This is a genomic window from Lentzea sp. NPDC051213 (assembly GCF_044455585.1).
Classification (GTDB): domain Bacteria; phylum Actinomycetota; class Actinomycetes; order Mycobacteriales; family Pseudonocardiaceae; genus Lentzea.
On sequence record NZ_JBITEX010000010.1, the window covers coordinates 274,729 to 297,436 of the forward strand.

The 22,708-nt window shown below is 69.3% G+C and carries 18 protein-coding genes; 10 read left to right on the top strand and 8 right to left on the bottom strand.

Annotation, left to right across the window (positions count from 1 at the left end; all coding sequences use genetic code 11):
• Positions 1-36: 36 nt before the first annotated feature.
• Genes nirB through ACIA8G_RS37840 form a run of 4 tightly spaced genes read left to right on the top strand, consistent with a single transcriptional unit; the run spans position 37 to position 4,524 of the window.
• Entirely contained in the window at positions 37-2,493 is a 2,457-nt protein-coding gene (nirB, locus tag ACIA8G_RS37825; protein WP_396423566.1) for a nitrite reductase large subunit NirB, read from the top strand.
• Positions 2,490-2,804 carry a nitrite reductase small subunit NirD gene (nirD, locus tag ACIA8G_RS37830; protein ID WP_396423567.1) on the top strand — a complete coding sequence of 105 codons (315 nt, stop codon included), beginning with the start codon at positions 2,490-2,492 and terminating at the stop codon, positions 2,802-2,804. Before nirB ends, nirD begins: the two co-directional genes overlap by 4 nt.
• On the top strand, positions 2,801-3,889 hold the full coding sequence (locus ACIA8G_RS37835; RefSeq protein WP_396423568.1) for a uroporphyrinogen-III synthase: 1,089 nt from the start codon (positions 2,801-2,803) through the stop codon (positions 3,887-3,889). Before nirD ends, ACIA8G_RS37835 begins: the two co-directional genes overlap by 4 nt.
• On the top strand, positions 3,886-4,524 hold the full coding sequence (locus ACIA8G_RS37840; RefSeq protein ID WP_396423569.1) for a sirohydrochlorin chelatase: 639 nt from the start codon (positions 3,886-3,888) through the stop codon (positions 4,522-4,524). Before ACIA8G_RS37835 ends, ACIA8G_RS37840 begins: the two co-directional genes overlap by 4 nt.
• Positions 4,525-4,586: 62 nt before the next feature.
• Here ACIA8G_RS37840 and ACIA8G_RS37845 read toward each other — a convergent pair whose 3' ends face one another.
• The 3 genes from ACIA8G_RS37845 to ACIA8G_RS37855 all read right to left on the bottom strand — a co-directional run bounded on the left by ACIA8G_RS37845 (position 4,587) and on the right by ACIA8G_RS37855 (position 7,396).
• Positions 4,587-4,904 carry an MGMT family protein gene (locus tag ACIA8G_RS37845; protein WP_396423570.1) on the bottom strand — a complete coding sequence of 106 codons (318 nt, stop codon included), beginning with the start codon at positions 4,902-4,904 and terminating at the stop codon, positions 4,587-4,589.
• A gap of 174 nt (positions 4,905-5,078) precedes the next feature.
• Positions 5,079-6,068, bottom strand: coding sequence for an alpha/beta hydrolase (locus tag ACIA8G_RS37850; protein ID WP_396423571.1), 990 nt, complete (start codon positions 6,066-6,068; stop codon positions 5,079-5,081).
• Positions 6,069-6,085: 17 nt separating this feature from the next.
• Entirely contained in the window at positions 6,086-7,396 is a 1,311-nt protein-coding gene (locus ACIA8G_RS37855) for a cytochrome P450 (protein ID WP_396423572.1), read from the bottom strand.
• A gap of 180 nt (positions 7,397-7,576) precedes the next feature.
• On the opposite strand from ACIA8G_RS37855, the gene ACIA8G_RS37860 reads away from it, so the two are divergent.
• Together ACIA8G_RS37860 and ACIA8G_RS37865 are read left to right on the top strand one after the other, a co-directional pair.
• Entirely contained in the window at positions 7,577-8,395 is an 819-nt protein-coding gene (locus tag ACIA8G_RS37860; protein WP_396423573.1) for an SAM-dependent methyltransferase, read from the top strand.
• Positions 8,396-8,497: 102 nt separating this feature from the next.
• Complete coding sequence (locus ACIA8G_RS37865; protein ID WP_396423574.1) at positions 8,498-10,585, top strand: putative bifunctional diguanylate cyclase/phosphodiesterase; 2,088 nt, start codon at positions 8,498-8,500, stop codon at positions 10,583-10,585.
• A 120-nt stretch (positions 10,586-10,705) separates the two neighbouring features.
• Here the strand turns inward: ACIA8G_RS37865 and ACIA8G_RS37870 are convergent, their stop codons facing one another.
• A complete protein-coding gene (locus ACIA8G_RS37870; RefSeq protein ID WP_396423575.1) occupies positions 10,706-11,653 on the bottom strand; it encodes a chitinase in 948 nt (315 codons plus the stop codon).
• Between the two features lie 185 nt (positions 11,654-11,838).
• Between ACIA8G_RS37870 and ACIA8G_RS37875 the strand changes: the two genes are divergently transcribed.
• Complete coding sequence (locus ACIA8G_RS37875; RefSeq protein WP_396423576.1) at positions 11,839-14,979, top strand: ATP-dependent helicase; 3,141 nt, start codon at positions 11,839-11,841, stop codon at positions 14,977-14,979.
• Positions 14,980-15,009: 30 nt separating this feature from the next.
• Positions 15,010-18,360, top strand: a complete 3,351-nt coding sequence (locus ACIA8G_RS37880) for an ATP-dependent helicase (protein WP_396423577.1) — start codon at positions 15,010-15,012, stop codon at positions 18,358-18,360.
• A 112-nt stretch (positions 18,361-18,472) separates the two neighbouring features.
• On the opposite strand, the gene ACIA8G_RS37885 is transcribed toward ACIA8G_RS37880, so the two are convergent.
• The 3 genes from ACIA8G_RS37885 to ACIA8G_RS37895 form a co-directional block, all read right to left on the bottom strand.
• The gene (locus ACIA8G_RS37885) at positions 18,473-18,682 is read right to left on the bottom strand and encodes a hypothetical protein (protein ID WP_396423578.1); all 210 of its coding nucleotides are present in this window, start codon (positions 18,680-18,682) and stop codon (positions 18,473-18,475) included.
• A 59-nt stretch (positions 18,683-18,741) separates the two neighbouring features.
• On the bottom strand, positions 18,742-19,278 hold the full coding sequence (locus ACIA8G_RS37890) for a hypothetical protein (RefSeq protein WP_396423579.1): 537 nt from the start codon (positions 19,276-19,278) through the stop codon (positions 18,742-18,744).
• A 67-nt stretch (positions 19,279-19,345) separates the two neighbouring features.
• On the bottom strand, positions 19,346-19,726 hold the full coding sequence (locus tag ACIA8G_RS37895; protein WP_396423580.1) for a DoxX family protein: 381 nt from the start codon (positions 19,724-19,726) through the stop codon (positions 19,346-19,348).
• Positions 19,727-19,788: 62 nt separating this feature from the next.
• On the opposite strand from ACIA8G_RS37895, the gene ACIA8G_RS37900 reads away from it, so the two are divergent.
• Complete coding sequence (locus tag ACIA8G_RS37900; RefSeq protein WP_396423581.1) at positions 19,789-21,198, top strand: M20/M25/M40 family metallo-hydrolase; 1,410 nt, start codon at positions 19,789-19,791, stop codon at positions 21,196-21,198.
• Positions 21,195-22,238, top strand: coding sequence for a potassium channel family protein (locus ACIA8G_RS37905; RefSeq protein WP_396423582.1), 1,044 nt, complete (start codon positions 21,195-21,197; stop codon positions 22,236-22,238). The genes ACIA8G_RS37900 and ACIA8G_RS37905 overlap by 4 nt, the downstream gene beginning before the upstream one ends.
• A gap of 46 nt (positions 22,239-22,284) precedes the next feature.
• Here the strand turns inward: ACIA8G_RS37905 and ACIA8G_RS37910 are convergent, their stop codons facing one another.
• Complete coding sequence (locus tag ACIA8G_RS37910; protein ID WP_396423583.1) at positions 22,285-22,704, bottom strand: RICIN domain-containing protein; 420 nt, start codon at positions 22,702-22,704, stop codon at positions 22,285-22,287.
• Positions 22,705-22,708 lie beyond the last annotated feature (4 nt).

Consider the following 22,708-nt stretch of genomic DNA (forward strand, 5'->3'; position numbering starts at 1 on the left):
CCGGTGAGCATAGCCGGGCGGAAGGAGGGGTGCCCGATGACCCAGACCCTGGTCGTGATCGGCAACGGCATGGTCGGCCACCGGCTCGTCGAGATCCTTCGTGACTCGTCCTGGCGGATCGTTGTGTTCGGCGAGGAGGCCCGTCCGGCGTACGACCGGGTCGCCCTGTCGTCCTATGTGGACACGTGGAACTCCGCCGATCTGGAGCTGACGCCGTTGACCGGCGCGGAGCTCAGGCTCGGCGAGAAGGCCGTTTCCGTTGACCGGGAACGGCGTGTGGTGGTCGGTGCTTCCGGCATCGAGATCACTTACGACGCGTTGGTGCTGGCCACGGGTTCGTTCCCGTTCGTGCCACCGGTGCCGGGTCGCGATCTGCCCGGTTGCCACGTCTACCGGACGATCGACGACCTGGACGAGATCCGGGCGACGGTCGAGGCGGCCGACCGGCCCGGCCGGCATTCCGGCATGGTGCTCGGCGGCGGCCTGCTCGGGCTGGAGGCCGCCAACGCGTTGCGCGGCATGGGAGTTTCACCGCACGTCGTGGAGCTGGCACCGCGGCTGATGCCGATCCAGGTCGACGAAGGCGGTGCCGGGCTGCTGAAGCGGCTGGTCGAGAAACTCGACCTGACCGTGCACACCGGAACGTCGGCCTCCTCCATCGAACGCGACGGTTCGCGGCTGATCGCCAAGCTCGCCAGCGGTGTCGAGCTCGACCTCGACGTCGTGGTGTTCAGCGCGGGCATCCGGCCGCGCACGGACCTGGATCTGGGGCTGGAACTGGGGCCGCGCGGCGGTTACCTGGTTGACGCCGCCTGCCGGACCGCTGATCCGCACGTCTACGCGATCGGCGAGTGCGCCTCCGTCGAAGGCATGACCTACGGGCTCGTTGCTCCCGGTTACGCGATGGCCGAGGTCGTCGCCGACCAGCTCGACGGTGGCGCGAAGACGTTCCCCGGTGCGGAGACCTCGACGAAGCTGAAGCTGCTCGGGGTGGACGTGGCGTCGTTCGGCGACGCGCACGCCACGACCGAGGGTGCGCTGGAAGTCGTGGTGAACAACGCGGTCGCGGGCACCTACAGCAAGCTCGTGGTCTCCGACGACGCTCGTACCCTGCTGGGCGGCGTGCTCGTCGGTGACGCGTCGTCGTACCTGTCGCTGCGACCGTTGGTGGGCAAGGAGGTTCCGGCGGCGCTGTTGCAGCCGGGCGGGGCCGTCGACGTGGAAATGCCCGCGGACGCACAGGTCTGCTCCTGTCACGCGGTCACCAAGCAGACGGTCACGGACGCCATCCAGTCCGGCGTCGCCTGCGACATCGCCGAGCTCAAGGCGTGCACCAAGGCGGGCACGGGCTGCGGTTCGTGCGTGCCGATGCTGAAGAAGCTGCTGACCGAGTGCGGAGTCGAGCAGTCCAAGGCGTTGTGCGAGCACTTCACCTACTCGCGGGCGGAGCTGTTCGAGATCGTCCGGGCCACCCGGATCACCACGTTCAGCGACCTGGTCTCGAAGCACGGCACCGGACGTGGCTGCGACATCTGCAAGCCCGCGGTGGCCTCGATCCTGGCGTCGCAGAACAACGGGCACATCCTCGGCGAGACGCAGGTCTCGTTGCAGGACACCAACGACAAGTTCCTGGCGAACCTGCAGCGCAACGGCACGTACTCGGTCGTGCCGCGCATCCCCGGCGGCGAGATCACGCCGGAGAAGCTCATCGTCATCGGTGAGGTGGCACGCGACTTCGGGCTCTACACGAAGATCACCGGTGGCCAGCGCATCGACCTGTTCGGTGCCACGGTCGACCAGCTGCCCGAGATCTGGCGCCGCCTGGTCGATGCCGGGTTCGAGTCGGGGCACGCGTACGGCAAGGCGTTGCGCACGGTGAAGTCCTGCGTGGGCACGACCTGGTGCCGTTACGGCGTGCAGGACTCGGTCGGGCTGGCGATCGACCTGGAGCTGCGTTACCGGGGCCTGCGGTCGCCGCACAAGCTCAAGTCGGCCGTCTCCGGGTGTGCGCGTGAGTGCGCCGAGGCACGCGGCAAGGACTTCGGCGTGATCGCCACCGAGAACGGCTGGAACCTCTACGTCGGCGGCAACGGCGGCTTCACGCCCCGGCACGCCGACCTGCTGGTGTCCGATGTGGACACCGAGACGCTGATCAGGACGATCGACCGGTTCCTGATGTTCTACATCCGCACGGCGGACCGGTTGCAGCGCACGTCGGCCTGGCTCGAGGGCCTGGACGGCGGGCTCGACCACCTGCGCGAGGTCATCGTCGACGACAAGCTCGGCATCTGCGCCGACCTGGAAGCCGCGATGGCGGCACACGTCGACGACTACGCCGACGAATGGCGCGGTGTGCTGGAGGACCCGGAGAAGCTCGCCCGCTTCACGTCGTTCGTCAACGCCCCCGGCACCCCCGATCCCTCGATCTCGTTCCGCGCTGAGCGAGGCCAGCGCGTTCCTGTCCAGCTCGGCATTCCGGAGGTAGTCAGATGACCGTGGTCTGTGACTTCAGCCTGCTGCGTCCCGAGCAGGGCGTTGCCGCGTTGCTGCCGGACGGCTCACAGGTGGCGGTGTTCCTCACCGCGGACGGAGAACTGCACGCGTTGGACAACATCGACCCCTTCAGCGGCGCCGCGGTTCTCTCGCGGGGCATCGTGGGCGACCGCGGCGGCGTTCCCGTCGTGGTGTCACCGGTCTACAAGCAGGCGTTCGAGCTGGCGACCGGCAAGTGCCTTGACGAGCCCGAGATTTCCGTTGCCGTGCACGAGGTGCGCGTGCGTGATGGTGTCGTGGAGTTGACATGACCGGGCCGCTGGCGGGCTTCACCATCGGTGTCACGGCGGCCCGTCGCGCCGACGAGTTCATCGCCATGCTGGAACGCAAGGGTGCCTCCGTCATCCACGGTCCCGCGTTGCGGATCGTGCCGCTGCCGGACGACGCCGAACTGCACCAGGCCACCCTGGGGCTGGTCGCGTCACCGGTCGACGTCGTCGTCGCCACCACCGCGATCGGTTTCCGCGGGTGGTTCGAAGCCGCCGAGGGGTGGGGGCTGGCCAGCCGCCTGCACCGTGCGCTGTCAGGTGCTGTGGTGTTGCCACGGGGACCGAAGGCGAAGGGCGCGGTGCGGGCGGCTGGGCTGGTCGAGGCCTGGTCGCCCTCGTCCGAGTCGAACGCCGAGTTGTTGCAGTACCTGCTGCGCATGGGCGTCTCCGGCAAGCGGGTCGCCATCCAGCTGCACGGCGAACCGCTGCCGGACTTCGTGAACACCCTGGTCGCCGCCGGCGCGGAGGTCGTCGAGATCCCGGTCTACCGCTGGATGCCGCCCGCCGATCCGGCACCGCTCGCACGGCTCGTGGAGTCCGTGCTGGCCGGGCAGGTGGACGCGCTGACGTTCACCAGCGCGCCGGCCGCGGTCTCCGTGCTGCGCACCCCGCGGTACACCGAACTGGTGGAAGCGTTGCGGCGCAACGTTCTGGTGGTCGGCGTGGGTGCGATCACCGCAGGACCACTGGTGGCCGCCGGGATTCCGGTCGTGCAGCCCGCTCGGGCCCGGATCGGATCGATGGTGCGGGAGCTGGCGCTGGAACTGCCCGCGCGGGCCACCCGGCTGCGGATCTCCTCGCGTGACATGGAGATGCGCGCGCAGGCCGTGGTGATCGACGGCGAGTTGCGGCCTGTCGCACCGGCGCCGATGGCCGTGCTGCGGACTCTCGTCGCTGCGCGCGGACGTGTCGTTTCGCGGCAAGATCTGTTGGCCGCCTTGCCATCCGGTGGTGAGGAGCACGCGGTCGAGACCGCCATCGGGCGGCTGCGGACGGCGCTCGGGTCGCCGCAGATGGTGTGCACGGTCGTGAAACGCGGATATCGCCTGGACATGGAGCCCGCATGAAACTGGTGTTGGCCTTCCACGGCACGCGTGATCCGCGCGGGGCCGAGGTGTGCGAAGAGATCGCGGGTCTGGTGCGTCCTTCGGTGGACGTGCCGGTCGAGGTCGCCTATGCCGACGTGCGGCAACCGGACGTCCGCTCGGTCGTGGACGGTCCGTGCATCGTCGTGCCGGTCTTCCTGGCCGCCGGCTACCACGTGCGCGTCGACATCCCCGAGCAGATCGGCAACCGGCCCGCGATCGTGACGTCGCCGCTCGGCCTGGACGCGGTACCGGCCGTGCGCGATCGGTTGCAGGAAGCAGGTCTCCGCCGTGGCGACGCAGTGGTGCTCGCCGCGGCGGGTTCGTCAGACGCGCGGGCTCTAGCGACGGTGCGCAGGGCAGCGGCCATGCTGGGCGCGGAGGCCGTCGGTTACGTGGCGACCGCGACGCCCCGCGTGCCCGACGTCGTTGCCGGGCTGCGGGGGCGCCGCGTGGCCGTCGCTTCGTGGCTCCTGGCACCAGGGACATTCCACGGGTCGCTCGCCGAATGCGGTGCGGACGTCGTGTCCGCGCCGATCGGAGCGCATCCTCTTGTGGTCGATGTGTTGCTGCGCAAGTACTACGAGGCTCGGGCGGTGTTGCTGCAATCAGCATGAGGGCGGAGCGGGTCCGGCCTCAATGGAACTGTTCCACCGCCCGGTCTGACAGAAATGGAGAACTACCAGAGGCCCCCGGTCTCCTCCTTGCGCGCGTCCTCCCAGCGGTACTCCCGCAGGTTGATCTTGCCGTCGAGGTTGGGCACGCCCTCCTCGTGCAGCATCTGCAGCTGCGTGTCCCGCAGGTGCGGCGCGCAGGTGCCATCGGCCTTCAGCACGCGTTGCCACGGCAGGTCGTGCCCGTCCTCGTTGAGGATCCGGCCGACCAGCCGTGGCGACGGCGCCTTGGCGAGATCGGCGATGTCGCCGTAGGTGGCGACACGGCCGCGGGGGATGGCTCTGATGAAGTCGCGGACCCGCTCGTGGATCTCCTCGTCCATCAGGCCAGCTTAGTGCTGTGGCCCGAAATTTGGCGCGCCGCTTCACGCTCAGGAGGGCGCCTCGCGGCACCGCCCCCACGCCCCCATACGTCCAGTATGAGGACGTGGGGGCGGCACCACGATGCACCCGCCTGACCGCGAACCGACCCGGCAAATTTCGGGCCACAGCACTAGTCAGATGCCCTTCGCCCACTGAGCGACCGCGGAGTGGTACTCAGGCGCGTTCGGTGCGTAGTTGATCGAGTGCCCGTACCCGTTGAGCACGAAGGTGTCCAGCCGCGGCACCGCCGGGAAGAACGCACCCTCGTCGGCCTTCAGCGCCGCTGGAGATGAGCAGTCGCTGCCCATCAACGGCAGACCCGAGCTGCAGAAGTGCGTGTCGTTGCCGACCGCGATCATGACCGGGACGGTGATGTTCCGCGAGATCGGGATGATCACGGTGTTGAGCAGGATCGTGTCGACGGCCTCGGTGACCGCGAAGACGTCCTTGGTGGACTCGTCGAACGAGATCGCGCCCTGCACCAGCGGACCCGGCTTGTGGAACGAGTTGTAGCGGGTGTTCGGCATGGTGGTCAGGTAGCCGAGGTCCAGGCCCGCCGGGAACATGTTCGCCAGCACCGGGACGACGGTCACGTAGTTCATCTTGTGCGTGAAGCCGGTGACCAGCACGCCGTCGACGTCCCCGTACGTGCCGGCCTCGATCATGGCCATCGCGGAGCCGATCGAGTGGCCGCCGACGATCACCTTCGAGAAGCGCGGCTTCAGCGTCTTGATGACCTGGTGGACCGCGCTGGCCTGGGTGGTGGCCGTCACGAGGGCGCTGAGCGGCTTGGAGCTCTTGCCGGTGCCGATGCGGTCGACGGCCAGGGTGGCGATGCCCGCGGCGTTCTGCGCGCGGGTGTAGGAGCGGGAACTGGGTTCGTACCCGATGTCCCAGTACGTGCTGTCGTAGGTGCCACCGGGGATCAGCACCTGGACGGTTCGCGCGCCCGTGGGCGTGCAGAGCCTGCCGTACATGGTCTCTTGGGTCTGGATGAGCGGTGTGAGGCCGATGCTGACGGGGGTGCGGACGTCCTCACAGGTGACCGCCGCCGAGGCGACACCTGGGACGACCGTGATTCCGGTGGCGAGCAGAGCCGCGGCGCACAACCGGCGGAAACGCATGGGGGAACGACCTCCAACTAGTTGCGGGGGACGGCCTTCATGAACAGGCCGTTCGGGTAAGGGGCGGACGTGAACTTCACGCGCGCCGGACGGGTGGGGAGGAGTCGCCAGCGCGCCGCGACGGTCGCGAGGGTGATGACGATCTCGGTCTGGGCGAAGGTGTTGCCGAGGCACTGGCGGTTGCCGCCGCCGAACGGGACGAACGCCCCGCGCGGCAGGCCCGCCGTGAACTCCGGCGTCCAGCGGTCCGGCGAGAAGCGCCGGGGGTCGGGGAAGAAACGCGGGTCGTGGTGCAGGGCGTGCGGGCTGACGATCACCTCGGCGCCTTCCGGCAGCACGACGTCGCCGAGCCGCACCTCGCCGAGGGTCCGGCGCATCACGAACCAGATCGGGTACTTCCGCAGGGTCTCCTGCACGATCCGCCCGGTGTACGGCAGGGCCGCCACGTCCGCGAACGTCACCGGCCGGTCGCCGACCACGGAGTCGACCTCGGCGTGCAGCCGGCGTTCGATCTCGGGGTCGCGCCCGACCTCGTAGAGCGCCCAGGCCAGTGCGATCGCGGTGGTCTCGATGCCCGCGGTCAGCAGGGTCAGGACCTCGTCGTAGGTCTGCTGGTCGGTCATGCCGACGCCGTTCTCCTGCGCCAGCAGCAACATCGAGAGCACGTCACCGTGGTCGGTGCCGTCGGCGCGCCAGCTTTCGATCACCTGCAGCACCACGGCTTTCATGCGCGCGATGGCCGCGTCGAATTCCCTGTTGCCTGGAATCGGGAGTTTCTCGACGAACGACGGGGAGAGCGCGCGGATCATGCCCTGCTGGATGACGGTGAAGATCGAGCGGCGGACCTCGGCGACGGCGCGTTTTCCCATCTCTGTCGAGAACAGCGCCTCGCCGACGATGGTGACCGCGAGCTCCTGCATGTCGTTCTCAACGACCCGGACCTCACCGGGTTGCCACCGTTCGGTCAACGCCGAAGCGGCGCGGGCCATCGTCGTGGCGTAGCCCTCGAGCCGTTCGCGGTGGAACGCCGGTTGCATCATCCGCCGTTGCCGCAGGTGGAACTCACCGTTCGACAGCAGCAGCCCGGTCCCCAGGTACGGCTGGAACTTGTCGAACATCGCGCCCTTGCGGAACTTCGAGGCCTGGGCGACTAGCACCTCGTGGGTCAGTGCCGGATCGGTGACGAAGTACGCGTGCAGCGGGCCGAGGTCCAGGCGCACCACGTCGGCGTGCTCGTACAACGCGTCGGTGAACTTGGCGCGCTGGGTGAGCATCGCCGGGGTGTGTCCGAGTAATGGCCAGCGGTGGGGTGCCACCGGGACGGGCATCCAGGCTCCAGTGAGTTGGGCCGAATGGGGACGGACCACCCTAGGAGCCGTTTGGGGGAGGACGACAGTGCCTGAACGGGTGGTTCCGGATCACTCCGATGGTTCAGTCGATGGCGCTCGCGGGTGACTAAGCTCGTGCGGCATCCCCCGAACGCCACGCAAACCGAAGAGGTGTTCACCGTGGCAGAGACCCAGGACTGGGTTCCTCTCGGCATCGACACCAACGTGCCGAGCATGGCCCGCGTCTACGACTACATCCTCGGCGGCGCTCACAACTTCGCCGCCGACCGGCAGGTCGGCTCCCAGATCGAGAAGCTCGTGCCGGGGCTGCCCAGCGTCGCCCGGCTCAACCGGCGGTTCCTCGGCCGCGCGGTGAACTTCCTGATGGACCAGGGCATTCGCCAGTTCCTCGACATCGGCTCCGGCATCCCGACCGTGGCGAACGTGCACGAGGTGGCGCAGGAGCGCGATCCGGCTGCCCGTGTCGTCTACGTCGACAAAGACCCCGTCGCCGTCGCGCACAGTGAACTGATGCTGTCCGGCAACAAGAACGCGGGCATCGTGCACGCCGACATGCGTGATCCGGACGGCGTGCTGGCCAGCACCGAGGTGCAGCGGTTGCTGCGCTTCGACGAGCCGATCGGCCTGTTGATGCTGCTCATGATGCATTGGGTGCCCGACGAGGACGATCCCGCAAAGCTCCTCGCCACCTACCGCGACGCGCTGCCCGCCGGCAGCTTCATCGTGATGACGCACGTCGCCAAGGACCAGATCGACGAGAGCGTCGACCAGGCCGCGGAGGTGGTCAACCGCAGCAAGAGCGCGGACCAGATGCACATGCGCACGCACGACCAGGTCAACGCCCTGTTCGACGGGTTCACGCTGGTCGAGCCGGGCCTGGTCGGCTGCGGCGAGTGGCGCCCGGACGGACCTGGGGATTTCGCGGACGAGGCGTCGATGAACATGTTCCTGTACGCGGGCGTAGGTCGTAAGGACTAAAACCACCCTGTAGTGTCGGAGGTTCACACTGTTGGCGCAACGGGCGTCGACTGCCGGTAGGTAAACTCCCGGACACTCTTCAACCCATACAGGGCAACGGGAATGACGAATCCAAGCCGAAGACCCGATGCCGCTCCGCTCACGGACACCGCCGCCGTCCGCGCGCGAGAAGCCTTGGCGCGCAAGTGGAGCTACCTGCTCAGCAGCGTCGTGGTCGTCGCGCTGAGCCGGGACGAGCTGGACGCTGAACTGGGCGCCCAGCTCGACGCATTGTGCGCGGCGCTGCACAGCGAACCGTTCGATCCTGCTCCCTTCGAGGAGGTCGGCGAACGGCTCGTCGCTCTGGGCTACGTCAACGAACCCGGCCTGCGGCGCACCGTCGACGTCCTCGGCAAAGGCCTGCTGGCGCTGGACGAATTCCACGCGACCGAGCAGTACACGGTGCGGGTCGTCGGTGGCATCGGCGCGCTCACGTGCGGGTTCACCACGGCACGTGCGCGGACGATCCTGGACCAGCAGGAGAGCATGCAGCGTTCGCTGCTCAAGGCCGCCCGTGACGCGCAGTGGGATCAGCGGCAGAGCGAGGCCAAGTTCGCCGGCATCGCGATCTCGTCGACGAACGGCATCCTGATCGTCGGCCTCGACGGGAAAGTGGTGTGGGCCAACGAGGCGATCGGCGAGATCATCGGTCGCCGGCCAGAACCTGGCATCCGGCTCATGGAGCTCGTCGCGCCGAGCTCGATCGTGGTGTTCCGCGAGATGATGGAGCGTGTGCTCGCCGAGCGTGACGAGTTCGAGCGGGAACCGCTGCAGTTGCTGCGCGGCGAGGACGATCTGGCCAGGGTGACGCTGACGACGTCGCTCCTGCGAGACGGCGACAACAAGCCGAGCCACGTGCTCGTGGTCGCCGACGACGACACGGAACTCGCGTTGCTGCAAGGAGAACTGCGCAGGCAGTCGCTGCACGACGTGCTGACCGGGCTGCCGAACCGGCAGTTCTTCACCACCCACCTGGAAACCGTGCTGCGCCGGGCCGACCCCGAGTTCGGCGTGACGGTGTTCCACCTCGATCTCGACGCGTTCGGCCTGGTGTGCAACAGCCTCGGCGGCCGCGTCGGCGAGAAGCTGCTCCAGCACGTGGCGCGCAGGCTGCGGGCGTTGATGTCGCGTGAGCAGGCGATGGTCGCGCGGTTCGACGGCGACGAGTTCGGCATCGTCGTGGAGAACTCCGCCATCACACCGGACATCGCGACCACGATGGCCGCCATCAACGCCGACCTGGCCGAACCGATCTTCGTGGACGACCACGGGCTCGCGGTCTCGGTGAGCGCGGGTGTGGTCGATCGGCCGTCGCCGGACGTCGACCCCACCGAACTGCTGCGCATGGCCGACCTGGCGTTGCGCCAGGCCAAGAAGGACCAGCGCGGCCAGTGGGAGTTGTTCCACGGCAACGAGGACACCGAGGGCAGGCGCGACCACGCGCTGGCCGTCGTGATGCCGGGAGCGTGGGAACAGGGCGACATCGGCGTGTGCTTCCAGCCTGTTCGCGAGCTCGCGACCGGTGAGCTGGCCGGCGTCGAGGCGGTGCTGCACTGGGACCTCACGGACCGGTGCGCCGCGCTCGCGGACCAGACCGGGCTGATCCTGCCGATGGGCGAGTGGCTGATCCGCATCGCGGCCGGCCAGGCGCAGTGGTGGCGGCAGCGCGGCGAGCTCGACGCGCAGTTCGGCGTGAAGTTCACCCGGCACCAGGCGACCGACGCGGACCTGGCGTCACGCGTGGCGAAGGTGCTGGACGAGACCGGGATGCCCCACGAGCGGCTGACCGTCACGATGCCGGTCGGTGTGCTCGGCATCGCCAACGCGGCGGAGAACCTGGGCACGCTGGCGGACATGGGAGTGCGGATCGCGCTCGACGACTTCGGGCTCGGGCCGCGGGACGTGGCCTGGCTGACGGAGCTGCCGATCGTGTCCGTGCTGGTGCCGAAGGATCTGGTGCACCGGCAGGATCCGCGGTCCACCGTGCTGATCCCGGCGGTGCACGAGCTGGGCGTGAACATCTGCGTGGACGGCATCGAGACCGCGGAACAGGCGAAGTGGTGGGCGGAAGCGGGCGCCGACCTCGGGATCGGCGCCTACTTCGGGGTGCCGTTGGACGCGGGCGAGTTCCTGAAGAAGCTGAAGCGCTAGAACCTGCGCTGCCACGCGGGTAGTGGGAGCGGTTCCACGCCGGGGGAGTTCCTGAAGAGGTTGGAACCCCGGTGACCGGACGGGGTCGGGGTCACGTCCGGCCACCGGAGGAGTCTGTTGCTAACCAGTGAACTTCGCCAGCCCCTTGGTGAATTCGTAGGTCTGCTGGTTGATGCCGCTGCATGAGCTGCTCATTGCCCCGCAGTTACCCTTGTCGCGGTTCACGGCCCAGAAGGACACGCGGGCCAGGTGCTTGGAGTTCGCCCACGTCACGATGTCGCGGAAGTTCTGCGGGGTGACGGTTTCGCCGGTGTCGGTCTTGCCGTTCATCGACGAGAGGCCGCTGCGCCGGTAGGCCGCGTCGTCCGTCAGCCCGAAGGTCGCCTTGACGTGGTTCTTCAGCCCGTCGACCGCGCTCTTGGTGTACACGAACATGTCGCCGCCGCTGCCCCAGTCGAACGGCATGACCGCCCACGTGTCGATCGGCGCGCCGAGTTCCTTGGCCCGCGTGACGAGGCGCTTGCCCCAGGAGTTCGGGCCGGTGCGGTCGGTCGGCATGGTGATGACCGTCTTCACGCCCAGGTTGTTCGCCTTGATGATCTTCAACGCGCCGAGCACGCGGTCCTGCGTGGCGTTGTTCTCGAACTCGGCTGCCTCGATGTCGATGTCGATCGCCTTGAGCGAGTAGGCGTCGATCACCTTCTGGTAGGCGCCGGCGAGCAGGGCCGGCGTCGAGCAGAACTGGCCGAGCTTGTTGCCGGACCAGCCGCCGATCGACGGCACGGCGTCGCCGCCCGCCGCGCGGATGTTGTTGATCAGGGTCTTGTCGGAGCCGGTGAGCGAGCGGCTGCCGTCCCACTTCGGGTTGCAGCCGCCGTCGCTGAGGATGAACGCGAGGGTGAAGGCCTTGATGCCCGTCTGCTGCATCACCGTCGCGGGGTTGGGCTGGCCACCCCACTGATACAGGTAGGGGGCCGCGAGCACGGGGTTGACGGCCGCCTGTGCGGTCGTGGGCAGCAGCACCGCTGCGCACGCAGCAGCGACAGCGCCGACGAGGAACCGCTTCATCAGTCCTCCAAGAACTGCTCGGTCCAGGGCGGCGGAGCTGGCAGTGAGGGGGCTCACAACGTATTCAAAAATGGACTAGACCACCTCTCTCTGTCAAGAAGGTAGACGAAATCCGCCTCAGGCCCTGGCTGCCCCGATCGGCGGGTGGCACTGATCTTGTCGGTGCAGCGTGGTGAAATCGGGGCGTGGCACTTCCACCCCAGCTGGTCCGCAGGAAACCGGAGACGCGCCCGCGTCCCCGGTGGGATGCCGCTGCCCAGCGGGCTTTCGACCATCCCGGCGGGTTCCTGCGGGTCCTGGGCGGTCCCGGCACCGGCAAGACGACGTTGCTCGCGGAACTGGCCGCGCACGCCGTGCTGGAGCTGGGAGCCGATCCGGAGAACGTGCTGGTGCTGACCGCGAACCGGCGGGCGTCCGTCGCGTTGCGCGCCCACATCACCCGGCTGCTGACCGGGAGGCTGTCGACGATCCGCGAGCCGTTGGTGCGGACCGTGCACTCGTACGCGTTCGCGGTGCTGCGCAACCAGGCGGTGCTGCTGGGCGAGCCACCGCCGCGGTTGCTGTCCGGGCCGGACCAGGACGCGATGGTGCGCGAGCTGCTCGCCGGTGACGTCGAGCTGGGCGCGTCGAACTGGCCGGAGCGGCTGCGGGCCGCGCTGGAGCTGCCGGGGTTCACGCACGAGCTGCGGGATCTGCTGCTGCGGGCGGCGGAACGCGGGCTGGGGCCGGAAGACCTGATCGAGCTCGGCGAGGAGCACGGGCGGGACGAGTGGGTGGCGGCCGGCCGGTTCGGTGCGCAGTACGAGGCCGTGAACCTGTTGTCCGGCATGGACTCCGCGACGGCGTTCGCGCCCGCCTACGACGCGGCGGAGCTGGTCTCGGCCGCGTACGCCGGGTTCCTGAACGACGAGGAGCTGCTCTTCTCCGAACGGCGGCGGGTGCGGTACCTGCTGGTCGACGACGCGCAGCACCTCGACCCGATGCAGTACTCGCTGATCAGCTCGCTGGGGTCGAGTGCGTCGCGGTTCGTGCTGACCGGTGATCCGGACCAGGCGATCTTCACGTTCCGCGGCGCCGATCCGGAGATCCTGCGGGACGTTCCCGGCGAGACGGTCGTGCTCACGCAGTCGCACCGGATGCTGCCGGAGGTCAGGGACGCGGTGACGCGGCTGGCCGCCCGGTTGCCCGGTGCGTCGCCGACGAGGTCCGTGCAGCCGGTCGACGGTGAGGGGTCGGTGCAGGTGCGGCTGCTCGCGTCGTCCGCGCAGGAGGCGACGTGGGTGGCGGATCAGCTGCGCCGTTCGCACCTGGCCGATGAGGTGCCGTGGTCGCAGATGGCCGTGGTGGTGAGGTCGGCGACGTTGTCCCTGCCGGTGCTGCAACGGGCTTTGCTGGCCGCAGGTGTGCCGGTGTCGGTGGCGTCGGACGAGTTCCCGTTGGCGCAGCAGCCTTCCGTGCGTCCGCTGCTGGCCTTGCTGCGGGCGGCGGCGGTGCCGGGTTCGCTGGACGAGGACACGGCGGCGATGTTGCTGTCGTCGTCGTTCGGTGGTGCGGATCCGTTGGCGCTGCGGCGGTTGCGGCGTGGTCTGCGGCGCCTGGAGATGGCCGCGGGCGGTGACAGGCCGAGTGGTGAGCTCCTGGTGGAGGTCGTGGAGACGCCGGACCGGCTGGCCGCGCTGGAGGACGCCGAGTCGCTGCCAGCGCGGCGGATCTCGCACCTGGTGTCGTTGGCGCGCAAGGCGATCGAGGCCGGGAAGTCGGTCGAGGTCGTGCTGTGGGACCTGTGGACGGCGACGGGTCTGCAGGACCGCTGGGTGGCGCAGTCGGCCCGCCGCGGTATGCCGGGCATGCAGGCGGACCGCGACCTGGACGCGATCGTGGCGTTGTTCGAGGCGGCGGCCAAGTACGTGGACCGGCTGCCGGGTTCCGGTGTCGCCGGGTTCGCGGAATACCTGGAGTCGCAACGGATCGTGGGTGACACGCTGGCCGCCTCCGCGCCCACGGGGGAGGCGGTGTCGGTGCTGACCGCGCACTCGGCTGCCGGCCGCGAGTGGGAGGTCGTCGCGGTGCCGGGCGTGCAGGAGGGCAGCTGGCCCGACCTGCGGCTGCGCGGCACGGTGCTGGGCGTCGAACGCATGGTGGATGTGCTGGCCGGGCTGGAGCCGTCCGTGTCGGCGGTGGCGCCGATCCTGGCGGAGGAACGCCGTCTGCTGCTGGTCGCCGCGTCGCGCGCCCGCTCGAAGCTGCTGATCAGCGCGGTGCGGGGCGAGGACGAGCAGCCGTCGCGGTTCCTCGACGAGATCGAGTCGTCGGCCGAGGACGAGCGGAAGCTGCACCGGCCGCAACGTGGTCTGGTGCTGGGCGAGCTGGTCGGCGAGCTGCGCCGGGTCGTGTGCTCGGACTCGGAAGACCCCGATCGCCGCGCGCGGGCGGCTGCTCAACTGGCTCGCTTGGCGGAGGCGGGAGTGCCGGGCGCGCACCCGGAGTCCTGGTACGGCTTGGCGGACGTGACCACCGAGGCTCCACTGTGGACGGAGGAGCAGAAGGTCAGCGTGACGCCGTCGACCATCGAGGTGATCACGAAGTGCCCGCTGCGCTGGGTCGTCGAGCGGCACGGCGGGCAGGACCCGGCGGAGCTGGCCTCGGTGACGGGCACCCTGGTCCACGCTCTGGCGCAGGCGGCGGCCTCCGGTGCGGACGCGGCCGCGTTGCGCGTGAAGCTGGACGAGGCCTGGGCCGCCGTCGATGCCGGTGCCCCGTGGTTCTCCCGCCGCGAACGGCTGCGCGTGGAGAAGATGCTGGACACGTTCCTCGCCTGGCTGACCATGAGCCGCAGCCAGCTCACCCAGGTCGCGGTCGAGGAGGAGATGGTCGTCGAGGTCCCCAAGCGCGACGGCGGCCCGTGGCTGCAGGTGCGCGGCCGGGTCGACAGGCTGGAACACGACGCCGACGGCCGGCCGATCGTGATCGACATCAAGACCGGCAAGAACCCGGTGTCCCGCGACGCCGGTCAGGAACACCCGCAGCTGGCCGTGTACCAGCTGGCCACGTCGCTGGGCGGTTTCACCCACATCGGGCTGGGCACCGAACCCGGCGGGGCGCGGCTGCTCTACGTGGCGAAGGAGGACAAGAAGACAGGCGCGGTCGAACGCACCCAGGCACCGCTCGACGAGCAGGGCGTCCGGGCGTGGCTGGAAGTGGTGCAGGACGCCGCGCAGTCCGTGCTCGGCCCGGACTACACGGCGCGGGAGAACGCGGACTGCGATCGCTGCCCGGCGCGCACCACGTGCCCGGTCCACCCGTCCGGGCGACAGGTGAGTGAATAGGTGCCGCGGCGTGAGTAGGAAGATGTCGCGGTGAAGTCGCCCTTCGAGATCGCCGAGGCGCTCGGGCTCAACAAGCCGACCCCCGAGCAGGCCGAGGTGATCGCCGCACCCGCGCAACCCGCGCTGGTCGTAGCGGGTGCGGGCGCGGGCAAGACCGAGACCATGGCCGCGCGCGTGGTGTGGCTGGTGGCGAACGGCATCGTGCAGCCGGACCGGGTGCTGGGCCTGACGTTCACGCGCAAGGCCGCCCGGCAGCTCGCGGACCGGGTGCGGTCCCGGCTGCGCAGACTCGCCGGGTCGACGCTGCTGGACGAGCTCGACCCGAGCGGTGAGCGCAAGATGGCGGTGCTGACGGGCGAGCCCGTGGTGCTGACGTATCACGCGTACGCCGGACGTCTGGTGTCCGAGCACGGGCTGAGGCTGCCGGTGGAGCCGGGCGTGCGGCTGCTCACCGGGACGGCGTCGTGGCAGCTGGCGCACCGGGTCGTGTCGACGTGGGCGCGCGATCTGGACACGGACAAGGTGCCTGCGACGATCACCGGGTACCTGCTGTCGCTGGCCGGTGAGCTGGGCGAGCACCTGGTGACGCCTGAGGCGTTGGAAGCGCACGCGCTGGAGCTGTGCGCGTTGATCGAGAACGCCCCGAAGGCGCCCCGGCAGCGCGACGCGTTGCCGGAGAAGCTGCGCGAGGTCGTTGCGGCACAACGGTTGCGGGTCGCACTGCTGCCGTTGCTGGATGCATACCAGCAACGCAAGCGCAAGGAGGCGGCGCTCGACTTCGCGGACCAGATGTCGCTGGCCGCGCAGCTTGCGGCGTTCCCGGAGGTCTCGGACGGCGAGCGCGAGCGGTACGGCGCCGTGCTGCTCGACGAGTACCAGGACACCGGGCACGCGCAGCGCGTGCTGCTGCGATCGTTGTTCGGACTCGGCGCGCCGATGCCGGTGACGTCGGTAGGTGACCCGGCGCAGGCGATCTACGGCTGGCGCGGCGCCTCGGCGGCGAACCTGCCGCGGTTCGCGGACGACTTCCCGCCGACCCGGAAGTTCGGGCTGCTGACCAGTTTCCGCAACCCGCCGGAGGTCCTGGAGCTGGCGAACGCGGTGTCGTTGCCGCTGCGGGAAGCCGGCCTGGACGTCGAGGAACTGCGGGCGCGCCCAGGAGCCGGCCCCGGTGACGTGCGGTTGGCGTTGCACGAGGACATCCGCCAGGAACTCGACTGGATGGCAGACACCGTTGCAGCGCAATGGGTCGCGCACCTCGACGTGGAAGGCGTGCCGCCAACGGCCGCGGTGCTGGTGCGCCGCAGGTCGGACATGGCAGCGATCGCCGCGGCGCTGCGCGAACGCGGGTTGCCGGTAGAGGTCGTGGGCCTCGGCGGGCTGCTGGACGAGCCCGAGGTGCGAGACCTGGTGTCGGCCCTGCGAGTGCTGGTGGATCCCCTGGCAGGCACGGCGGCCGCACGCCTGCTGACCGGCTCGCGCTGGCGCCTGGCAGCCGTGGACCTGGCAGCCCTGTGGTCCCGCGCGCGGGACCTGGCGGGAGTCCAACCACGACAGTCCGTTGTGGACGATCCACTGCTGGTGCTGGCGGACGCACTGCCGGGCGAACACGCCGAACAGGCAGGCCTGGCCGACGCCCTCGACGACCCAGGCGACCCGGACTCCTATTCACAGGACGGCTACCGGCGAATCCGCCGGCTGGGCGGCGAGCTGGCGGCGTTGCGGCGCAGGCTGGACCAGCCGTTGCCGGAGCTGGTGGCCGACGTGGAACGCACGCTGCTGCTGGACATCGAGGCGATGTCGCGCCCAGGCATGGTCGGCCGCGCCCACCTGGACGCCTTCGCGGACGTGGTAACGGACTTCGCCGCAGCCTCGCCGTCCGCGACGCTGCCTTCGCTGCTGGACTACCTGTACACGGCCGAACACGCCGAAGACGGCCTGGAGCCCGGTGAGGTCGAGGTCTCCGAAGACCGAGTGCAGATCCTGACGGTGCACTCCGCGAAGGGCCTGGAGTGGCACATCGTGGCGCTGCCGCACCTGGTCCGCGACGTGTTCCCCGGCCGCAAGAAGTCCTCGTGCTGGCTGAAGTCCGTCACGGAACTACCGGCCTCACTGCGCGGCGACTCCGCAGACCTCCCGGTCCTGCGCCTCTCCGCCGGCTACAACCGCAAGGAGGTGGACGAGGCGCTGACCATCCACGCCGAGGAGTTCGAAGACCGCCGCCTGGTAGAGGAACGCCGCCTGTTCTACGTGGGCGTGACGCGAGCCGAGCACAGCCTGCTGATGTCGGGCCACTGGTGGGCAGAGGCCGGCGACAAGCCGAAGGGCCCGTCGGTGTTCCTGCGCGAGATGCACGAGGTAATGCAGCGCGACACCCCACCCGGCGACGTGGTCGTGTGGACCCCCGAACCCTCCGCCGACACCCCAAACCCCCTGGCCGAGGACGTGAAGTCCTCCTCATGGCCAGCCGACCCCCTGGGCAAGCGCCGCGACGCCGTAGTAGAGGGCGCCTCGATGGTCCTGGCCGCACTGGACGCACTGCGCAACGCCCCACCCGAAGCGCTCCCCCTGATCTTCGAGGAGCAGCCGTTGGTTGTGGAGGAGGACTACCCGCCGCCGGACGAGCCCCCGGACGAAGACTTCCCGCCAGAGCCCGAACCGCTCCCAGACGACGTGGTGCCCGACGACCCGGAAATGCCGGACGAGGACGACCCGGACGGCTGGGCCCGCGACGTAGACGTGCTGCTAGCCGAACGCGCAGCCTCACAGAACCGCCGCGAACAGGTGGAACTGCCCGAACACCTCTCGGTCTCCCAACTGGTCGAACTGGCCAAGGACCCAGACCAACTGGCCCGCCGCCTGCGCCGCCCACTGCCGTTCCCGCCTAACCCGCTGGCCAGGCGAGGCACCGCGTTCCACACCTGGCTGGAGAACCGCTTCGGCGCCACCCGACTCCTGGACCTCGACGACCTCCCCGGAGCAGGCGACGCCGAGGCAGCCCCGGACGCCGACCTGGAACGCCTGAAGGAGGCGTTCCTGCACAGCGCCTGGGCCGACCGCACACCACACGACGTGGAGGTGCCGTTCGAGGCCGAGTTCGAGGGCATCTCGGTGCGCGGCCGGATGGACGCCGTGTACCGCGACCCGGACGGCTGGACCGTGGTCGACTGGAAGACCGGCGCCGTGCCGGACGCCGAGGCCCTGCCGGCGCTGTCGGTGCAGCTCGCGGCGTATCGGCTGGCTTGGGCGGCGCTGGTTGGGGCGCCGTTGGAGGAGGTGCGGGCTGCTTTCCACTACGTGCGGCACGATCACACGGTGCGGCCTACTGATCTGTTGGACGAGGCTGGGCTGAAGGCCCTGATCAGGTCGGTGGGGTCATGATCGTCAGGCCGCGCTGGGTCATGATCGCGAGTTGTCCACAGGCTGCAGGCTTTTGACCTGCGGTTATGTTCGGCCGCGTAACCTGTGGATAGCCGGGAACCTCGAACGCGTTTCAATCGTTGCGTGACAAGGAAGCGCGCGGGGGGAGCAGCAGCCTCGGGCAGTGGCCAGGCTTGAACAGCAGCGCGCGGGCCTGCGTCAGCCCGCCCTCGCCCAGCAGACCAGCGTCCGCCCGCCCGCGCCCAGCAGACCAGCGTCCGCCCGCCCGCGCCCAGCAGACCAGCGTCCGCCCGCCCGCGCCCAGCAGACCAGTCGGCCGCATCGTGTGGTCGTGCCGACAGCCCCAGACCGTGCCGACAGCCCCAGACCGTGCCGCCAGCCTCAGGCGTCGGCTGGCGCGTGCGAAGCCTTCAAAACCCGCTCGTACAGCACCTCAAGCAGCCACCGCCCAAACAGCGACGGCCCGAACTCAGGCGACCGGTCCTCCGGCGGCACCATCAGGACGGCGGTGCTGTCGTCGGCGACCACGACGCCGATGCCGTAGTAGTCGAGCTCGATGTACGACCAGGCCTGCGACTCGTCGGACCGCGGCAGCATCACCGCGCACGGCGCCAGAGTGAGCAGGGTGCCGCACGACTGCAGGGCGCGGTCCGTTGTGGACTCGCTGACCAGCACGCCGACCAACTCCACCGCCGCGACCGGGAGGCGGTCGTGGGCCTCCGGCTCGAACCAGGAGCGGAACCAGGACGGGTCGGCGCGCGGGGGCCAGCCGTTCTGGGTTCTCCACTCGTGGACGTCGGGCAGCAAACGCACCACCGCGGACACCTGCTGGCCGAGCACGGCGACGTCGGGTACGACGACACCGTCCCAGCCGAGCTCGGTCGCGGCGCGCTCAAGAAGCGTTTGCACAGGGCGCATCCTAGGGTTCCTCGCGCGAAAAATGACAGCGTTTGCGGGATACTTGGTTAAGGATTACCCAGGGTGGTCATGGCGACGACTTCGCCACATTCCACGCCCATGCGACGAGCGGGATCTGCAGTGGCAGGCGGCCGTAGGCGATGGCTCGGGCTTTGGGGGATTTGTCCCGGAAATCGAGAGCCATCTTCACGTTTGCCGGGAAGACCGCGACGAAGAACGCGGCGGCGGCGAGCGAGCCCAGGCGGCGGGTGCGTGGGGCGGCGACCGCGGTCGCCAGGGCCAGTTCGGCCACGCCCGATACGTACGTCCACTGCCGCGGGGTGCCTGGCAGTGCGCGCGGGACGATCGCGTCGTAGTACTTCGGCCTGGTGAAGTGGGTTACTCCTGCCAGGCCTAGCAGTGCTGCGAGCGCCAATGCCGATCGCGCTCGGGAACGGTTCGGTTCCATCTCGTCACCCTGTCATGCCTACGCCGCGTAGGCGAGATCGGGCTGGCCTATTCTCCACGAGCGTGGCAGGTGATTCTCATCATCCCGAACGCGCCGCGGTTGCCGCGCTGACCGATTCCTTCGTCGCCGGACTCTGCGAGTGGATCAAGATCCCCTCCATCGGCGTTGATCCCGTGCACCACGTTGACGTGCAGAGATCCGCCGAATGGCTGGCCGGGAGACTGCGCGAGGACGGCTGGCCGGAGATCGAGATCTGGGACCACGGGCCGGCGCTTCCCGCCGTTTACGCGTGCTGGCCGGCCGAAGATCCGGCGGCGCCGACGGTGCTTGTCTACGGTCACCACGACGTCCAGCCGGTCGACCCGATCGAGCGCTGGCACCATCCGCCCTTCGAGCCCGTGATCAGCGGCGACGTGTTGCACGGCCGTGGCGCGAGCGACGACAAGGGGCAGGTCGCGATGCACCTGCTCGCCGTGCGGGCACATCTGTCGGCAACCGGACAGAATGCGCCGAGCGTCACGTTGAAACTGTTCATCGAGGGCGAAGAGGAATCGGGTTCTCCACACCTGCGAAAGCTCCTCGAAGATCACAAAGACGATCTCGACTGCGATCTTGTCGTGTTCACCGACACGGCACTGCACGAACGCGAAGCGCCGACGGTCAACACCGGGCAACGCGGCGTTCTCGGCGGTGAGATCACGTTCTTCGGCGGCACCGACGACGTCCATTCCGGGCGGGCCGGCGGCGCGATTCCCAACCCGGCTACTGCGCTGGCGCGGCTCATCGCCGCCCTCCACGACGACGACGGCCGGATTCGGCTCGAAGGCTTCTACGACGACGTCGTCGAGCCGTCCACAAAGGAACGACAGGACTACGCCGAGCTGCCGTTCGACGAGCAGAAGTGGCTGGCGCACAACGGTGGCGGCGCCCAGGCGCTGGCCGGCGAGCCTGGCTACACCACGTTCGAACGGATCTGGGTGCGGCCGACCGCCGAGATCAACGGCATGAGCAGCGGCTACACCGGCCCCGGCCTGAAGACGATCATCCCGGCCACCGCCACGGCGAAGATCAGCTTCCGGCTCGTGCCTGACCAGCTGCCGGAGAAGGTCGCGGACCAGCTCAGGGCGTTCGTCGCGAAGCACACGCCGGCCGGTGTCCGCGCGGAGGTCACCTTCCGCGGCACCGGGGTGCCGCCGTACGCGATCAGCCCGGACGACCCGGCCAACACCACCGTGAAAGAGGCGATGGAGCTGGCGTTCGACCAGCCCGTGCGGTTCGCACGAGCGGGTGGATCGGGGCCGGCCGCGGTGCTGCAGGCGTGGCTCGGGGTGCCCCTCGTCTACCTCGGCGCGACCTTGCCGGATGATCGCGTGCACGCGCCGAACGAGCGCGTAGTGGTGCCGTTGCTCCTCAAGGGTGCGGAGGCGGCTGCTCACCTGTGGCGGATGTTGCCCGAGAGGTTGACTCGATGACCCTGTCTGACGAGGCGTCGCACTCGCTCGTCGGCGTGATCAGGATGCCGGACTCGGTGGAGAGTCCGGTGCGCGCCATCCTCAAACGCGTCGTCGGTGCGATGGCGGCGCTCCTGCTCGCGGTGCTGATCGTCTATCTCGACCGCGACGGCTACCGCGACGTCAACGAGGACGGCGTCTCGCTGCTCGACTCGTTCTACTACGCCACGGTGTCACTCTCGACGACCGGCTACGGCGACATCACGCCCTCGTCGTCGTCGGCGCGGTTGATCAACGTTCTGGTCATCACGCCGTTGCGGGTCCTGTTCCTGATCGTGCTGGTCGGCACGACACTCGAAGTTCTCACCGAGCGCTCCCGGCAGGCGTTGCGCATTCAGAAGTGGAGGCGGATCGTGCGTGACCACGTCGTGGTCGTCGGCTATGGCACGAAGGGGCGCTCCGCGGTCGCGGCGTTGCTCGGCGACGGGGTCGAGCCCGGTTCGATCGTCGTCGTGGACACCGTGCAGGAGTCGCTCGACGCCGCATCCGCCATCGGGCTCGTGACCGTGCATGGCTCCGGTACTCGCAACGACGTGCTGAGGGTCGCCGGTGCAGCCCGAGCGCGCGCGATCGTCGTTGCGCCGAACCGCGACGACACGGCCGTGCTGGTGACGTTGACCGCCCGCGAGCTCGCGCCCAAGGCGCAGATCGTGGCGTCGGTGCGGGAACGGGAGAACGAGCACCTGCTGCGGCAGTCCGGCGCCGACTCGGTGGTCGTGTCGTCGGAAACGGCCGGCCGACTCCTCGGCATGGCCACCGCCACGCCGTCCGTGGTCGCGATGGTCGAAGACCTGCTCACGCCTGATGCGGGCCTCGCGATCGCCGAGCGCGACGTCGAGAAGAGCGAGATCGGCGGGTCGCCGCGGCACCTGCCCGACATCGTGCTCGGTGTGGTGCGGGGCAAGACACTCTACCGGGTGGACGCGCCCGAGGCGGACGCGATCGAGCCGGGGGACCGGCTGCTCTACGTCAAGAAGGTGACTCCGCCCGGCGGGGAGTAGCGAAACGGGGCCACCTGGTGTCAGGTGGCCCCGCCGGCTCACCAGGTCAGCCTTGGTACAGGCCCCACGCCTGGTCGATGTAGGACGCGCAGTCGAACTGCACCAACCGGGTGCCGTCGCTGCCCCCGCGAACGATCAGGCACTTGCCGCTGTTGACGTTCTGCAGCCAGTACCAGCCGGAGTGGCCGGGGTAGTTCCAGAATCGCCAGTACTGGTCGACGTAGTTCAGGCACTGGTACTGGACGGCAGGCGCCTCGTTGGCGGAACCTTGGATGAGCAGGCACTTGCCGCTGTTCGCGTTGACGATCTGGTACCGCGCGTCGCCCTTGTCGATGAAGCCCCACTTCTGGTCGTTGAAGTTCAGGCAGGTGTACTGGACGGCGGGCGCGCCGTCGGCCCCACCCTGGGACAGGGCGCATTTGCGGCTGTTCAGGTTCTGCAGCCAGTAGATGGCGGATGCCGTCATTTCC

Excerpts from the sequence above, each read along its gene's own strand:
- nirB (WP_396423566.1), top strand. The coding sequence starts at position 37 with ATGACCCAGACCCTGGTCGTGATCGGCAACGGCATGGTCGGCCACCGG.
- nirD (WP_396423567.1), top strand. The coding sequence starts at position 2,490 with ATGACCGTGGTCTGTGACTTCAGCCTGCTGCGTCCCGAGCAGGGCGTT.
- ACIA8G_RS37835 (WP_396423568.1), top strand. The coding sequence starts at position 2,801 with ATGACCGGGCCGCTGGCGGGCTTCACCATCGGTGTCACGGCGGCCCGT.
- ACIA8G_RS37840 (WP_396423569.1), top strand. The coding sequence starts at position 3,886 with ATGAAACTGGTGTTGGCCTTCCACGGCACGCGTGATCCGCGCGGGGCC.
- ACIA8G_RS37845 (WP_396423570.1), bottom strand. The coding sequence starts at position 4,904 with ATGGACGAGGAGATCCACGAGCGGGTCCGCGACTTCATCAGAGCCATC.
- ACIA8G_RS37850 (WP_396423571.1), bottom strand. The coding sequence starts at position 6,068 with ATGCGTTTCCGCCGGTTGTGCGCCGCGGCTCTGCTCGCCACCGGAATC.
- ACIA8G_RS37855 (WP_396423572.1), bottom strand. The coding sequence starts at position 7,396 with ATGCCCGTCCCGGTGGCACCCCACCGCTGGCCATTACTCGGACACACC.
- ACIA8G_RS37865 (WP_396423574.1), top strand. The coding sequence starts at position 8,498 with ATGACGAATCCAAGCCGAAGACCCGATGCCGCTCCGCTCACGGACACC.
- ACIA8G_RS37870 (WP_396423575.1), bottom strand. The coding sequence starts at position 11,653 with ATGAAGCGGTTCCTCGTCGGCGCTGTCGCTGCTGCGTGCGCAGCGGTG.
- ACIA8G_RS37885 (WP_396423578.1), bottom strand. The coding sequence starts at position 18,682 with ATGCGGCCGACTGGTCTGCTGGGCGCGGGCGGGCGGACGCTGGTCTGC.
- ACIA8G_RS37890 (WP_396423579.1), bottom strand. The coding sequence starts at position 19,278 with ATGCGCCCTGTGCAAACGCTTCTTGAGCGCGCCGCGACCGAGCTCGGC.
- ACIA8G_RS37895 (WP_396423580.1), bottom strand. The coding sequence starts at position 19,726 with ATGGAACCGAACCGTTCCCGAGCGCGATCGGCATTGGCGCTCGCAGCA.
- ACIA8G_RS37905 (WP_396423582.1), top strand. The coding sequence starts at position 21,195 with ATGACCCTGTCTGACGAGGCGTCGCACTCGCTCGTCGGCGTGATCAGG.
- ACIA8G_RS37910 (WP_396423583.1), bottom strand. The coding sequence starts at position 22,704 with ATGACGGCATCCGCCATCTACTGGCTGCAGAACCTGAACAGCCGCAAA.